The organism is Cognaticolwellia beringensis (genome assembly GCF_002076895.1).
Taxonomy (GTDB): domain Bacteria; phylum Pseudomonadota; class Gammaproteobacteria; order Enterobacterales; family Alteromonadaceae; genus Cognaticolwellia; species Cognaticolwellia beringensis.
Map to the genome: position 1 here is coordinate 2,462,665 of NZ_CP020465.1, position 13,705 is coordinate 2,476,369.

The window sequence follows — 13,705 nt, forward strand, 5'->3', positions numbered from 1 at the left end:
AACGATCCCTTATGGTTCAATTAAGTCACCTTGCTAATACGCTGAGCAGCTGTTTTGAGCTTTGCAGAAGGCATAGAATACCGAACCTGATTGAATATTACAGTGATTGCCTCGTAAGCCAGCGAAGGGGGGATTGATACGTTTAATTAAAAAGGCAGCTCCTCCGACAAAACAGTCATTAGGATGACTGGCTTTAGAGACAAAAGTTGCCGGATAGCTGACCTTAGCGATGCGGTTACTAACATCAACTGTGAGCATAAAATAGTGGATACAATAAAATTTAAGGGATTAAAGTAACCTAGAAAAGAACCTGATCCATAAGCCAGCTCTTTCATATGTTTAAGTTGCTGATTTTAAATTGTTACTTTGGATTTAATCTTCCTCTATATTTTTATCAGTCACATAACTTAATATTAAACCTTTAATCTCGTTGTTAGCGAACTGTATAGGTAGCACCTCTTTTTTGATTGCTCTTTTTGTGGATGGGCTTCTTCTAAGCGCGACTTCAAATAAACTAGCTACAGTAGATTTTGCTTCTAACGATTGAGCAGCGCTCCATGTAATTAATGCGGAGGCGGCTTCATATTGCCCCATATTAGCTAATGAACTTAAAGCAACATTAACTTTTTCTGTTGAATCACTCGATAAGTGTTGAGTGATATTTGGCACTAAAGATTCTGTTTGGATTGTATTTAGAGCATTACGTGCAGCAATATTTTTTGCTGATTCCTTACTGTCGATATAGTCAAACAAGTATTGCACTTGTTCTCCTCTCGCATTTTTTGCAATGCTAGTTGCTAGCTCGTTTAGATAAGGGCTAGTATCACTACTTTCAGCATATGCTTGCTGTACTAACTCCGTAAAATCACCACTTCGGTTAAATCGTGAAATAGCTTTTTTAACCAAATAAACAGCTTCTGAACCTTGCCAGTTCTTAGTATTCACTACATCTAACATTAACTTACTTGCACTGGATGTATTTATTGCAGCCAATAAGCTAATGGTATATTCCACTAAACTGTCACCAAGTGGCGTTGATAATTCTGCATTATTTAGCTTATTCAATATATAGTTATAAATATCCCTATCATCAGTATTCCTCAAATAGGTGATAAGCGACTTTTCAAACTTAATATCTACTACAGAACCATTACTAGCATTCTCCAACAACGTAGTAAGACCTTGCATGGCTGTTTCTGCATTTAGAAAAGTACTTTCATGCTTTTTTAAACTGTTCGACTTTGGCTTTTGGCTATTATCGACCTTTTGAAGCTTGGCCTTACTACTATGAGCAAGATTGGTTTTCTGGTCAGGTACATCTACAATTTCAGCCGTATTTGAAGACGTTTCATTCTGAAAATTTCCTTCATCATACCAAATAGAATAAGCAATAAACACAATCAGAATTGTCGCAATAGCATAATATTTCATGTTAGTTATTTCCACTCTAACGATTGATACAGGCCTTCAAATAACCAATTAATATCTGAAACTTGAGATGTTTCTTCAGTATGTAAAATGTTTTCAGCGCTTTGTGTACCAGCTTTAGTTATGGCGATACCTTCTTTTTCTAATAGGAAACTTAATTTTTGACTATACGATGGTACAATGCCATCACCAATAAGTGATGCTCTGGGTACTCCATTTTCGATATAACGAAGTGTATCTGGATGCGGATGGTCTCCACCAAACCATGCACCATAAGCATAAAGGTCATAGAAATCTGATAGGCCTGCCTCTTTGCTCAACACCCCAAATTTAGTTCCTTCATAAGCTAGCTGGCCTATAACAAGATTATTAATTAGAGCAACGTTTTCATTTAAAGCTTTAATATTGTCAGATTCTGGAGACAAAAAATTGATACTTGGAGCTTGCAACTCCATTTGATTTTCAAGTCCAATATCAAAACCAAAATAAGTTCGCGTTCCATTTAACATTTCCATCACTTCCCAATTATCTTCACATTTATTGCCATCTTGGCGATAAACGCTTTTAGGTGTGCAATTATCATCCATGTATTTGTAGAAGCGCCCTAGCGGAGACCCTTGGTGGGGTGTACCCGAAGTAGCAAAGCCTTTTACTAGCGCTTTATTGACGACATTTGGGCTCTGCAAATAAGATCTTGCAGCTAAACCACCACGACTGTGGCCAAATAAAAATAGTTCAACATCTTTGCCTAAATGTTCAACAATTCGAGCAATAGCGGATTCAACTTCAATTCCTAACCCTTCAAATGTTGTGTAGTCTCCATTACAACCTTCACTGCTATTACAGATTTTGTTATCTAAGCCTTGTGCAGAATAAGTTGTATCCCTGTCTAATGAACCAAACTCTAGATTAAAGCAGCTAATGCCATCACTATTGCCGTCTAATACTGGTAAAGGATCATTATCTACGGTTAGTGCATAACACTGTCCATTAAAGAAACTATCATCGTTAACCATTGAATCCCACGTATCTGGACTAGAGGCTAAACCGTGCAATAACAGTATGGCTTTTTTGTAGACAATGTCAGATGTACTAGCAGATAAAGTGAAATTAGCATCTTGTTTTGACAACACACCTATAAAGTAAGTAGCTTCTTTCTCACTTCGAATGACACATTTTTCAGATTGACTATCACTTTTGTTGGAGCGACATAGGTAATCAAATTTTGTTGGAAACTCTTCAGCAGTCACATATAAATCAACATCACCAGTTAGGTTGGTTAGTTCTATATTAAGTAAAACACTCTCTGGTGCGTTTATCGTAAAATATTGCCAATCATTATTCTTAATGTGGCTAGATATTACTTCTGTCAGGGTTGATGTCCCTGGGTTTAGTAATGTGTTGAATTCTGCTGTGTAAGGAGAAGGATCTTCTTCATTGAGGATACCGTCACCGTCAATATCAGGATCGCTATTGTTGCCAACATCATCACTATCCAAATCTTCCCACTCTGTTATATCAAAGGGAAAAGCATCCAGCTCATTCTCAATATTGTCACCGTCGATATCAGTATCAGTATTATTCCCAATACCATCATAATCTAAATCGAGCCACTCTGTTGGTTCATATGGAAATGCGTCATCATCATTTAAAAAAGAATCCCCATCTATATCGGCATCATCCGGATCAGCAATACCATCTAAATCTGTATCGCCTGCCAGTTCGCCTTGGCTATCACGCATGACATATGTGCCACTTTCACCCCTATTTTTAATTCCACTATATACTTTTATCAAACCGATGATAATACCTGGATTTTCACCAAAGTTATTTAACTGCTCTGTCGTTTCAGGCATCAGCGAAAGTCTTACTAGGTCAGCCGCTACTTCAGCAAGGTAGGTATTTTGAGTAGCAATAAAGTCTTCAGATAAATTTTCAGTTACAGCACCTATAGCTAACCCTATCTGAGCTTTCGCACCATTGATATTACCCAGTTCATGTTCTTTCATATAAATTAAAGTCGTTAAAGGTGTTATGACACTTACACCTTTAGGCGACGCTAAAACAAAGTCTTGTTCTACGGTTCGGTTTAAAGACTCATCGAAAGTTTTTCCCGCTTCGGCTATAGCAAGCAAGCTATAATCTGTTGGAGTAAGTTTTGAAGAAAATGTAAGTTCTGCAATTCCTTTATTAGCTGTTTCAGCACTAGGCTCATCTGCATCTTTTAAACCATTTCCATTCAAATCAAGCCAAACTGTTGCGGCTCGCAGGTATCCATCTATGACAGTTACTTTATATGTTTGGTTTGTCGGCTGAATTGGCTCTGGCTGTTTGTTTTGGTCGGAAGTACTAGAACCTCCACCACAGGCAACTAGAAAAGACGTGATAAAAAATACAAATATAGAATGAAAATAAGTACGACCTGTCATCCTTGACTCCTAAGAAAATAAATTTCAAGCTGATTCAGTATCCTTCAAACCAAACAAGCCCACTTGTTAAACAATTAGTTTATTATACAACCAACTGATAATACTTATTATTTTCCTTTATAGAACTTTAAATGTCAATCTTACGCAAATATCTAAAATAGAGAATAACCGATAATTTTTAGTTGAAAATAAGTTACAACATAGCAGTGCTTAGTTTAAGTACAGCTAAAGATTACAGGGATCCTTCAGGGTCAGGTACACTTTAAATCTTAATTAAGCCCAAATAACCTCAACATCAACGATAGTAATGAGCTGCGATCTTATTCTGTCTAATTGAAGTCGTACTTCATCGATTAACTTCGCCACTTGCTGTTATTTATTTCTGCGAGTAAAACTCCGTAGTCGGTAATTGACGGGTAGTCATTAAAAGCATTGTCTTCCTTTTTACTATCAGGGTTTGCCACGGCTAATATATGTGCAATGCCGTATTTTTTAGCCGAGTCTAGTATCACTAAACTGTCATCAACAAAAAGCGTGCTTTCTAAAGCAAAACCATGCTTTGCTTGTAATCGTTGCCAGAGTATTTGAGACTCTTTTGTGACACCAAATTCGTGTGTTGAGTAGAGCGTATCAAAATATTTATCTAACGATGTGCGTTCTATTTTTAGCGATAAACTATCAGGATGAGCATTGGTAACAAGCACGATATCACGGCCAGATGATTTCAATGCAACTAGAAAGTCATGTGCATCAGAGCGTAATTGAATTAAGTGCTGAATTTCACGTTTTAAGTCGGTTATTGAAAGTTGCGTTTGTTGAGCCCAATAATCTAAACAATACCAATCGATTGTTCCTGCTACTTTTGTATAGTGACTTAATAAAGTTTTTTTCGCATTTTCTAAACTTACGCCGTGCAATTCACTGTAACGTTTGGGTAAATGGTGTAGCCAAAAATGGTTATCAAAATGTAAATCGAGAATCGTACCATCCATATCCAGTAAAACGGTTGAAATTTTTGACCAATCAAGCATAGATTTTTCCCTAGGAGCACGTTTATTATAGGTTATCGTAATTAGATTAATTTTAGCTAGATTGCTATTATACCCAAGCATCTTGGTTATGTATTCAACGTTATCGTGCTATGGTTAATCTGTAGCTTTCTTCGATACATTTATCACTTAAGTTGTTGCAATAAAGGGCGTTATGACAACAAAAAAAATACTACCTCAAATTACTGAGCGCATACAGGTCGCTAAAAGTCGTTTATTCACCATTGAGCAAATCGACTTAACCTTTTCCAATGGCGAAAAGCGTGAATATGAATGTTTGGCTGGTAAAGGCAGAGGCGCGGTGATGATCGTCCCTATGCTAGACAAACATACCATGTTACTGGTGCGTGAATATTGTGGCGGCACCCACACTTATGAACTCGGTTTTCCAAAAGGGCTTATTGATGCCGGCGAAAGCGCGGTAGAGGCAGCCAATCGAGAATTAAAAGAAGAAGTTGGTTATGGTGCTAACAACATAAATTTAGTGCATACCGTTGCCATGGCTCCAGCATTTTTCGATGCTAAAATGACTATATTCCTCGCTGAAGATCTCTATGCTGAAAAGCTACCTGGAGATGAGCCCGAAGATCTAGAATTAGTTCCATGGCCACTCGCGGATTATCGGCAGTTATTGCAAGAACCAGATTTCAATGAGTCGCGTAGTATTGCCGCTTTGTTATTAGTAAAAGATCACTTAGGAGGTATTTTATGAACCAAGAAAGGTTATTGTCAGTAGCACTCGAAAGTGCCAAAAAAGCGGGCCAAGAAGTCTCTCGTTATTATAAAAATGGCAATTATACCGCCGAAATAAAAGACGATAACAGTCCAGTGACCAGTGCTGATATCGCTGCAAATGATATTTTAATGGATGAGTTAAAAAGGCTAACGCCCGATATTCCTATTATTTCTGAAGAAGTCGGGGCATTAGACCTCGCCCAACGTAGCAAATGGACGCGCTATTGGTTGTTAGACCCTATTGATGGCACCGGTGAGTTTATTGCTGGCAGTGGCGACTTTGCCGTTAACGTGGCTTTAGTTGAGCATGGCTGGCCAAGTATTGGTGTTATTCATGCGCCTGACCATCAATTAACTTATTATGCGCAAAATAATTTGGGTGCCTTTAAAGAAAACGATGCCGGTAGCCATAAAATACAAGTGGCGCAATATGATGGTCAACGACGTATTAAAGTGGCGATCAGCCGTCGCCAAGATATTAATTTAATGGGGCAGTACTTAAATAGTGGCTATGACTTTGACCACGTCGCTTTAGGTAGTTGCTCGCTAAAAAATTGTTTAATTGCCGAAGGCGGTGCTGATTGTTATTTACGTGTTGGACCCACAGGTGAGTGGGATACCGGCGCGAGTCATTGTATAATTGAGCAAGCTGGCGGTAGTATTATCGACAGTGAATTTAATCCGTTAACTTATAATCAACGTGAGACTTTGATGCAGCCTGATTTTTTAACGTTAGGGAATAAAGAAATTCCTTGGCAAGAGATTATCAAACAGCATAGAGCAACACGCAACTTTTAATAAAACCTAAAAAAACAGATAACTCGCTAATTTGTTTTGGGTCTAAATATCAGGTGAAAGCCTAACAGACATGGAGTACATAATGCGCCAAACAGCTTTAATTTTCATTACCTTACTTGTGGTTACAACAAGTTTACCTGCTTTAGCAGCATGGAAGCTCGACAATTCAAGTTCTCAACTTAACTTTATGTCAGTGAAAAAAGAGACTATTGCCGAGAATCATAGCTTTGCAAAGCTTTCGGGAGATATCGACGAGAACGCACAGGTGAATATTAGCGTTGATCTAGCCAGCGTAAATACTAATATTGCTATTCGCGATGATCGAATGAAAAGTTTCGTTTTTGAAACGAGTAAATATAGTTCTGCAACTTTCACTACTGTGCTCGATAAATCATTACTCAAAAGCTTAAAAGTTGGCGAAGATAAAAAGCTGAGTATTACTGGTAAAGTCGCTTTTCATGGTCAGCAACAACCGGTAACAATTGACGTGAATGTTGTTAAGTTAAGTGCAGACAAAATATTGGTGAACACGACAAAGCCATTTTTTATTCAAGCAGATGCTTTTGGTGTGGTAGCGGGCATTAATAAACTTAAAGAGTTAGCTTCTCTTCCGAGTATCAATTATGTGGTGCCGGTCAGCTTTTCAGTACTATTTACCCGTTAAATAAACACGGTATTACAATTTATTAAAGGCACTTAATCAGTGCTTTTTTTTGATCGATAAAATATCGTGTTTAAGAGGTTTCTTCAGCGTCTTCTATAAACTGATCTGCCGGTAGAATATTAACCGTTTCATGTAATTCAGAGTAAACTAAAAGTGCAGTACCTTGTTTTAATTGCTGATGTACTTGGGCTATTTTATCGTTTAGTGAAACATCCTCACTACCATATTCAGTACCTTCTCTTAGGACAAAATTTTCGATAATGGCACTTAAGGTTTCGGTCGTTAATTGTTCTAATGGAATAATCATAAATAGCTCTTAAAAAACTCGGGTATACGTTGTTCTAGCCAAAATTGTGGCTTGAGAGGATTTTTGCCACTAATAAAACCGACATGGCCGCCACGAGCACTCACTTCAAATATCATCTGTTTCGGCAAAGTACTAATGGCTGTGGTGTTTACATGGCATAAAAAAGGGTCGTCAGTCGCATGTATGATTAAACATGGTGTGGTTATCTGTTTAAGCACTTCTCTTCCGCTCGATTGTCGATAGTAGTCGTTTGCATCAAGAAAGCCATTAATAGGGGCGGTAACCATTTGATCAAAATCACGAATAGAACGGACTTTATTTAAATGGTTTCTATCTATATTACTCAGTAAATTTGCATTTATTTTTTCAATCGTACTTGCTCTAAGCATATCTACTAAGTACTTTTGATAAACGCGAGAAAAACCTCGGTTAATTCTATTGCTGCAACTTGATAGGTCAAGTGGCGCACAAATTACACAGGCGGCTTGGTAGATGTTTTCTTTCTGTTCGGCTAAATATCTTGTTAATACATTACCACCTAGTGAAAAACCAATAATTGCTTTTTTTGCTTGCGGGTAATTACTAGCAAGGTATTGACTGAAGAAGTCTACATCACAAGTCTGACCGCTATGATAGGATTTAGCCATGCGATTAGGTCGACCGCTGCAACCACGAAAATGCATTAAAACACCGACCCAGCCTTGCGCTTTAATAGCAGATAACATGCCTTTTGCATAATGGCTGTTTTTTGAGCCTTCTAAGCCATGTAATACTGCAACAATAGGGCGAGAACATGTTGGGTTGACCTGTTCGGTCCATGCTAAATCTACGAAGTCGCCATCGGGTAACTCTAATGTTTCATTAGTGGTGCTAATAGAGTGACCACGCCTAAAAAACTTAGCGGCAATGGTTTGTAAGTGAGCGTTTTTTAGCCACCAAGCTGGACTGAAAGAACTTTTGGTAAACATAACGAAGTAATAGTGTGTAATACAAAAGTTTATTGTACGTTAAAACTTAGCTATTGCCCACTGTTAGGCAATGCCTAAACTCGGCACCTATTATAGCCAAGAAAGGTACTCAGCTAAGGGTAACAAGCTCAGTTATTTTATATCTTCACTAATTTGTTTTAAGAAGTAATAAACGTAAAAGCTACAAATGGCTAGTACAGTGGCTAGGCCAATAAATGAAATTATTACGACAGGGTCGTTCAATAGCATATCTACAAAATTCATAACTCACTCCAATAAGTCTCTTTGTTAAGCAACTATTATAAATAATAATCAAGGACTGCTTATTGATGTAGATCACGTTAAGCACTACTTATGGTGACAGATGGTTACGAAGTTAGCGCTCAATTTCTAGCAGAGAGGAAAAATGATATGCCAATTGATTTGAAAGAATTTTATATGAGGTAAAAAACCCGCTAACGTATTGTGCGGGTTTATTTTTTATTTCAGGATTTTTTTAGAAGTTAGCCTTAAGGAATTTGTCTTAACTTAAGCTCTCTTTGCTGAATTATTTTTTGGTAAATGGTATCCGCTTTTTCACGGCTGGCTTTAATTTCATCTACGGTTAATTTATGTTCGTCCATATCACGGCTTTTTTCCGCCATTCTATAAGCATTTTTAGCGGCAATAATATTCCAAACATATGACATTTCGGTGCTTTTAGCGACGCCTTTACCTTCAAAATACATTAAGGCAAGATTAAATTGCGCGAGGGCATAATTTTGATCCGCCGCCTTTTGGTACCAACGTGAGGCTTGTAAATAATCACGCGGTACACCGCTGCCGTTATAAAGCATTACACCTAAATTGAACTGCGCGCGCGGTAAGTCTTTCTTGGCCGCTTTCTCCATTAATGCATAAGCGCTTTTTAAATCTTTTTTAACCACTTCGCCTTCACTGTAAAGCAAAGAAAGATCGAACAGGGCTTCTGAATAATTTTGTGAGGCCGCCAAATGAAGTAACTCTAGCGCTTTTTCTGGGCTTTTAAGTACGCCATAACCGTTTAGATAAATTAACGCCATTTGGTATTGTGCAGGTGCATATTCTTCGGCAACTAAAGGCTCAAACTCTGCAATCGCAGCCTTGAACTCTCCTCGGTTTAGCTCATATATGCCTAGGTCTAGGTCGGCGCTATATGCCGAACCTTGTACAAAGAGAGCAAAGCTGAGTGCTATTAAGGTCAATTTTTTCATTTTAGTGTCCTATATCCGGCTGTTGTCGCTATATAACGCAGTGATAAAATTTTCCGCTGCGACTTGTTGTACTAAACTGATTCATTTACAGAAAATAATTAATCTGTTTAATACTAAGTGTAGCAATAAATTTATAAAGCTTGTGACATTATCTCTTCAATTTGTTCTTCAAGGTCAAGCCATTGCATTTCATGTGACTCTAAATCTTGCGTAAGCTTTGCTTGTCGTTTTAATAATTCGGTAAGTTTAGCTTTATGCTCAGCCTGATAAACCTCACTGTCTGCCAGTTGTGCTTCAACTTCAGTTAACTCGTCTTGATTTTGCTGTACAAGTTTTTCAAATTTATCGGCTTGTTTACGCAGTGGCGATGCTTTTTTACGTAACTCTGCCTGCTCTTTGCGTTGCTGTTTTTTATCGACTTGTGGCTCGCTAACGACTTTGTTCGCTTTTACAGATTGCTTTTTATCGTCGTTCAACCATTGTTGATAATCATCAATGTCACCATCAAAATCGGTTACTTGGCCGTTAGCGACAATATAAAATTCATCAACACATGACTCTAATAAATATCGATCATGGGCAATGAGAATAATCGCGCCGTCAAAGTCCTGTAAAGCCAGTACTAGCGCTTGGCGCATTTCTAAGTCGAGATGGTTAGTGGGTTCATCTAACAATAACAGTTGTGGTTTTTCTAGCACAATTAACGCTAATACTAAGCGCGCCTTTTCGCCACCCGACATAATGCCGACTTTGTCTAAAGCTTGATCACCACTAAAACCAAAGCGCCCTAAAAATGACCGTGCTTGTAACTCCGTTATATCGGGTTTCGCACGGGTAATATGTTCAATGGCACTACTGGGTAAATGCAGTTGCTCAAGCTGATGCTGAGAGAAATAGCCTACGCGCAAGTCTTGGGCGCAATAACGCTCACCTTGAAGTAATGCTAAATCGCCCGCAAGCGATTTTATTAATGTGGATTTACCTGCACCATTACGCCCCAATAACCCGATCCGACTACCGGGTACTAAGGTCATGCCAACATCATTTAAAATTATAGCTTCATTACTGTAACCACATTGGCTTTCGGTTAATGCTAACAGTGGATAAGGCAGGGTGTCGGGCTGTTCAAAGCTGAATGTAAATTGGCTATCAACATGTGCCGGCGCTAAGTCAGGTAATTTTTGCAGGCGTTTTAAGCGACTTTGCGCTTGTTTAGCTTTACTGGCTTTCGCGCGAAAACGGTCAACAAAAGAAGTTAAATGAGCGACTTCTTTTTGTTGTTTTTGATATTGAGCATCTTGCTGGGCAAGATGTTCAGCACGTTGTCGTTCAAAGGCACTATAGTTACCCGAATATAATTTTGCCGTTTGATGCTCAATATGCAAAATTTGGCCGATAACATCATCTAGAAAATCACGGTCATGGGAAATAAGTACTAAAGTACCTGTGAATCTTTTTAACCAACGTTGTAGCCAAATAACGGCATCTAAATCTAAATGGTTGGTGGGTTCATCAAGTAGTAATAAATCGGCACGACTGATCAAGGCTTGCGCTAAGTTCAAACGCATTCTCCAACCACCAGAAAATGATTTAACCGGATTGGCGAGTTGCTCTTGTGTAAAACCTAAACCGTGCAACAACTCACCGGCTCGGGCAGGTAAACTGTAGCCATGAACTGTATCAATTTGGTTGATAATAGTCGCTTCAAGTGTGCCATTGTCGTTCGCGCGCGCTTGTTCTAACTTCGCTTCTAGCTCCCGAAATTCAACATCGCCATCCATAACATAGTCTAGCGCTGAACGGTCTAACGCTGGCGTTTCCTGCTTAACGGTGGCAATTTTCCAACTGCTTGGCATTGAAAGATTGCCTAAATCGGCGGGTAGTGCGCCCAATAAGCTCGCGAATAAAGAAGATTTTCCACAGCCATTTGCCCCAACAAGTCCAACTTTATGATTTGGATGTATGGTAAAACTTGATGATTTTATGAGGTATTTTGCGCCTCGGGCTAAACTTAAATCTGTGGCTATGATCATTTATTGTTACTCATTTCAATGCAGGGCGCTATTGTCGCTTTTCCTTAGGGGGTTGTTCAAGGTAAAATAACAGCACTAAGCAGATATCTTGCTAAAATCATTTAAAATCTAATGCAAAATTAATTAAAACTGAGTAAATAAGTGAAAAAACGATTTATAGCAGGCGCAACCTGTCCAAAATGTAAGGAAATCGACACCATGGGGCTAACGAAAGAAAACGGTATTGAAACAGTTACCTGTGTAAGTTGTGGCCACCAAATGTCGCAACCTGAAGAGCATGTTGTGCAAGAAGTAAGACCAAACGAACAAGTTATTGGTATTTTTAAACAAGATTAATGGGCTAAACAATAATTATAATGGCTTATTTTTACTCAGAAAAAATAGCCAAGTTATTGATTATGCATTTTAACTTAATCAATAACAGTGATGAAATGCTTTATCGATACGTTACCGTTAATACTGATTAATCAACGGTAACGATAACATTAGCGTGTAGGTGTTATAACCAGCGACGAACGTTAGTGGTGTAGTGTTTATATTCACTTGGAAATACTGCTGCTAAATGAGCTTCTTCAGCAATCGTTTGTTTGTATAAGGTATATAAACCAATAACGAGGCAAACCAAAGTGAAAACGGAAGGTAATGCCAAGAAAAAACCTATTTGAGAAAGACCTACGCTGACAAATATAGGGTTACGAGAATATCTAAAGAAACCATCAGTAATTAACTTTTTAGGCCCTATAGGATCAATACCAGAACGCCATTTTTCGCTCATGCTAAAGTGAATAGCAATGGTCATTAAAAAGCCAAAAGTTAACAATACATTACCTAAAATAAGCACTGGCGCATTCTCTAAGCTGGCTATTAATCCCAAGTAATCATCAAGCCCAGGCACAAATAGTCTCACCAAACAAACCATCCAAATAGCGACTCTAAATATCCTAAATGTCATGTGATTCCACCAGTTAGGGCAGTAGCGCTCGCCGAGGAATATTAATTCAGTATTGATGTTCTTTTTTGTCGTAATAATTTTAATGGTATAAAACAGGGCAACAGCGGAATAAAAAACAGCCAAATATAAGCGGGTGAATTCAATTATTGCAGAAGTATTGTCGATAGAAGTCATAAGTTTTTATAAATATCCATTTGTGAAAACCTAATGTTTAAACGTCGGTTAACCCACTAAATACAATTTACTGCCTCTAGTAAGTTATCGTGTTAATTGTTGTTAATTAAGTGGACTTAGCCGCAGGCTTAGCAAAGAAAACAAACGGCACAGCCAGTGGACCGAGAATAGCCCCCATTATTGCCCAAAAACTCGTGTTTGCGCCTTTAGATTTTGCTACTGAATAACAAACAAAAATACAGAGTAAATTTAAAACCAGTAAAGCGAACATATAAAGCTCCTTATAGGACCTATAATGGCAATAATATAAATTTAACACAATATGTTACGTACACAAACGCCTTAATAATAGACTGGTGATTTTTGAGGCAAATATGTTTTAGATAATACAGGGGAGCTAAGTCAAGGATGATGAAAAAGATACTCTAGAAAATACCTAGCAGTATTTTCCAGTGCATAATGAAGTTTAAAATTTAATTTTTACGAAAGCTTTAACTCTTCCAATAAGTCATGAATTTCCGCTTTTAATTCTTTATCCGAAATTTTATTACAGCTTATTTTAGCTTTTTCTAAAGACTCAATAGCGCCTGCTTTATCATCTAACTCTATTTTCATTGTCGCGATAGAATAACTAATAGACGAACGGAAGTCTTTGTCGTTAATTGCTTCAGCTTTTAATAAAGCTTGTTCATAAATAGTAATCGCTAAGGGTAAATCATCAGTAAAGTCAGCAAGTGTTTCCCACTGTACAGGGTGGTCTTTATCGGTGTTTTCATTCTCTTCGCAGAGTCGTTTTAGCTCAGCATAAAAACCATCGAATTTAGATTGGTCTTGCTCTTGAGCTGCTGCCATTAAGTGATCAGCGAAAAAAAGCACTTGCTTGTATATTTTGGTGTTCATGCTGCGGCCTTTGTCAGTTGCGTTAAGTTTTGTGAT

General features: G+C 38.1%; 15 protein-coding genes. 4 read left to right on the forward strand and 11 right to left on the reverse strand.

Annotated elements, in window-relative coordinates; genetic code table 11:
- Positions 1 to 372: 372 nt before the first annotated feature.
- From B5D82_RS10530 to yrfG, 3 genes are all read right to left on the reverse strand, one after another.
- A complete protein-coding gene (locus B5D82_RS10530; protein WP_081151383.1) occupies positions 373 to 1,431 on the reverse strand; it encodes a hypothetical protein in 1,059 nt (352 codons plus the stop codon).
- A gap of 5 nt (positions 1,432 to 1,436) precedes the next feature.
- A complete protein-coding gene (locus tag B5D82_RS10535) occupies positions 1,437 to 3,857 on the reverse strand; it encodes a pre-peptidase C-terminal domain-containing protein (protein WP_081151384.1) in 2,421 nt (806 codons plus the stop codon).
- 353 nt (positions 3,858 to 4,210) lie between these two features.
- Positions 4,211 to 4,888: a GMP/IMP nucleotidase gene (gene yrfG, locus B5D82_RS10540; protein WP_081151386.1), complete on the reverse strand. Its 678-nt coding sequence runs from the start codon at positions 4,886 to 4,888 to the stop codon at positions 4,211 to 4,213.
- A gap of 172 nt (positions 4,889 to 5,060) precedes the next feature.
- Between yrfG and nudE the strand changes: the two genes are divergently transcribed.
- The 3 genes from nudE (at position 5,061) to B5D82_RS10555 (ending at position 7,103) form a co-directional block, all read left to right on the forward strand.
- Positions 5,061 to 5,618: an ADP compounds hydrolase NudE gene (nudE, locus tag B5D82_RS10545; protein WP_081151387.1), complete on the forward strand. Its 558-nt coding sequence runs from the start codon at positions 5,061 to 5,063 to the stop codon at positions 5,616 to 5,618.
- Positions 5,615 to 6,439 (forward strand): 3'(2'),5'-bisphosphate nucleotidase CysQ, encoded by an 825-nt coding sequence (gene cysQ / locus B5D82_RS10550; protein ID WP_081151389.1) that lies wholly within the window; start codon positions 5,615 to 5,617, stop codon positions 6,437 to 6,439. The genes nudE and cysQ overlap by 4 nt, the downstream gene beginning before the upstream one ends.
- 82 nt (positions 6,440 to 6,521) lie before the next feature.
- Complete coding sequence (locus B5D82_RS10555; protein ID WP_157673874.1) at positions 6,522 to 7,103, forward strand: YceI family protein; 582 nt, start codon at positions 6,522 to 6,524, stop codon at positions 7,101 to 7,103.
- Between the two features lie 70 nt (positions 7,104 to 7,173).
- Here the strand turns inward: B5D82_RS10555 and B5D82_RS10560 are convergent, their stop codons facing one another.
- From B5D82_RS10560 to B5D82_RS10575, 5 genes are all read right to left on the reverse strand, one after another.
- Positions 7,174 to 7,410 (reverse strand): YheU family protein, encoded by a 237-nt coding sequence (locus B5D82_RS10560; protein WP_081151392.1) that lies wholly within the window; start codon positions 7,408 to 7,410, stop codon positions 7,174 to 7,176.
- Entirely contained in the window at positions 7,407 to 8,378 is a 972-nt protein-coding gene (locus tag B5D82_RS10565; RefSeq protein WP_081151393.1) for a hydrolase, read from the reverse strand. Before B5D82_RS10565 ends, B5D82_RS10560 begins: the two co-directional genes overlap by 4 nt.
- Before the next feature lie 132 nt (positions 8,379 to 8,510).
- On the reverse strand, positions 8,511 to 8,642 hold the full coding sequence (locus B5D82_RS20245; RefSeq protein ID WP_281255924.1) for a hypothetical protein: 132 nt from the start codon (positions 8,640 to 8,642) through the stop codon (positions 8,511 to 8,513).
- A 245-nt stretch (positions 8,643 to 8,887) separates the two neighbouring features.
- Positions 8,888 to 9,610 carry a tetratricopeptide repeat protein gene (locus B5D82_RS10570; protein WP_081151395.1) on the reverse strand — a complete coding sequence of 241 codons (723 nt, stop codon included), beginning with the start codon at positions 9,608 to 9,610 and terminating at the stop codon, positions 8,888 to 8,890.
- Between the two features lie 131 nt (positions 9,611 to 9,741).
- Positions 9,742 to 11,643 carry an ATP-binding cassette domain-containing protein gene (locus B5D82_RS10575; protein ID WP_081151396.1) on the reverse strand — a complete coding sequence of 634 codons (1,902 nt, stop codon included), beginning with the start codon at positions 11,641 to 11,643 and terminating at the stop codon, positions 9,742 to 9,744.
- A gap of 141 nt (positions 11,644 to 11,784) precedes the next feature.
- Here B5D82_RS10575 and B5D82_RS10580 point away from each other — a divergent pair, with 141 nt between their 5' ends.
- Positions 11,785 to 11,979 carry a YheV family putative zinc ribbon protein gene (locus B5D82_RS10580; RefSeq protein ID WP_081151398.1) on the forward strand — a complete coding sequence of 65 codons (195 nt, stop codon included), beginning with the start codon at positions 11,785 to 11,787 and terminating at the stop codon, positions 11,977 to 11,979.
- Positions 11,980 to 12,142: 163 nt separating this feature from the next.
- On the opposite strand, the gene B5D82_RS10585 is transcribed toward B5D82_RS10580, so the two are convergent.
- From B5D82_RS10585 to B5D82_RS10590, 3 genes are all read right to left on the reverse strand, one after another.
- Positions 12,143 to 12,769 carry a methyltransferase family protein gene (locus tag B5D82_RS10585; RefSeq protein WP_081151399.1) on the reverse strand — a complete coding sequence of 209 codons (627 nt, stop codon included), beginning with the start codon at positions 12,767 to 12,769 and terminating at the stop codon, positions 12,143 to 12,145.
- Positions 12,770 to 12,875: 106 nt separating this feature from the next.
- The gene (locus B5D82_RS19890; protein ID WP_157673875.1) at positions 12,876 to 13,040 is read right to left on the reverse strand and encodes a hypothetical protein; all 165 of its coding nucleotides are present in this window, start codon (positions 13,038 to 13,040) and stop codon (positions 12,876 to 12,878) included.
- Between the two features lie 209 nt (positions 13,041 to 13,249).
- Complete coding sequence (locus B5D82_RS10590; RefSeq protein ID WP_081154448.1) at positions 13,250 to 13,669, reverse strand: Replicative DNA helicase; 420 nt, start codon at positions 13,667 to 13,669, stop codon at positions 13,250 to 13,252.
- Positions 13,670 to 13,705 lie beyond the last annotated feature (36 nt).

Coding starts and splice junctions, on each gene's coding strand:
- B5D82_RS10575 (WP_081151396.1), bottom strand. CDS start 11,643: ATGATCATAGCCACAGATTTAAGTTTAGCCCGAGGCGCAAAATACCTC.
- nudE (WP_081151387.1), top strand. CDS start 5,061: ATGACAACAAAAAAAATACTACCTCAAATTACTGAGCGCATACAGGTC.
- B5D82_RS20245 (WP_281255924.1), bottom strand. CDS start 8,642: ATGAATTTTGTAGATATGCTATTGAACGACCCTGTCGTAATAATTTCA.
- yrfG (WP_081151386.1), bottom strand. CDS start 4,888: ATGCTTGATTGGTCAAAAATTTCAACCGTTTTACTGGATATGGATGGT.
- cysQ (WP_081151389.1), top strand. CDS start 5,615: ATGAACCAAGAAAGGTTATTGTCAGTAGCACTCGAAAGTGCCAAAAAA.
- B5D82_RS10585 (WP_081151399.1), bottom strand. CDS start 12,769: ATGACTTCTATCGACAATACTTCTGCAATAATTGAATTCACCCGCTTA.
- B5D82_RS10565 (WP_081151393.1), bottom strand. CDS start 8,378: ATGTTTACCAAAAGTTCTTTCAGTCCAGCTTGGTGGCTAAAAAACGCT.
- B5D82_RS19890 (WP_157673875.1), bottom strand. CDS start 13,040: ATGTTCGCTTTACTGGTTTTAAATTTACTCTGTATTTTTGTTTGTTAT.
- B5D82_RS10535 (WP_081151384.1), bottom strand. CDS start 3,857: ATGACAGGTCGTACTTATTTTCATTCTATATTTGTATTTTTTATCACG.
- B5D82_RS10560 (WP_081151392.1), bottom strand. CDS start 7,410: ATGATTATTCCATTAGAACAATTAACGACCGAAACCTTAAGTGCCATT.
- B5D82_RS10590 (WP_081154448.1), bottom strand. CDS start 13,669: ATGAACACCAAAATATACAAGCAAGTGCTTTTTTTCGCTGATCACTTA.
- B5D82_RS10570 (WP_081151395.1), bottom strand. CDS start 9,610: ATGAAAAAATTGACCTTAATAGCACTCAGCTTTGCTCTCTTTGTACAA.
- B5D82_RS10530 (WP_081151383.1), bottom strand. CDS start 1,431: ATGAAATATTATGCTATTGCGACAATTCTGATTGTGTTTATTGCTTAT.
- B5D82_RS10555 (WP_157673874.1), top strand. CDS start 6,522: ATGCGCCAAACAGCTTTAATTTTCATTACCTTACTTGTGGTTACAACA.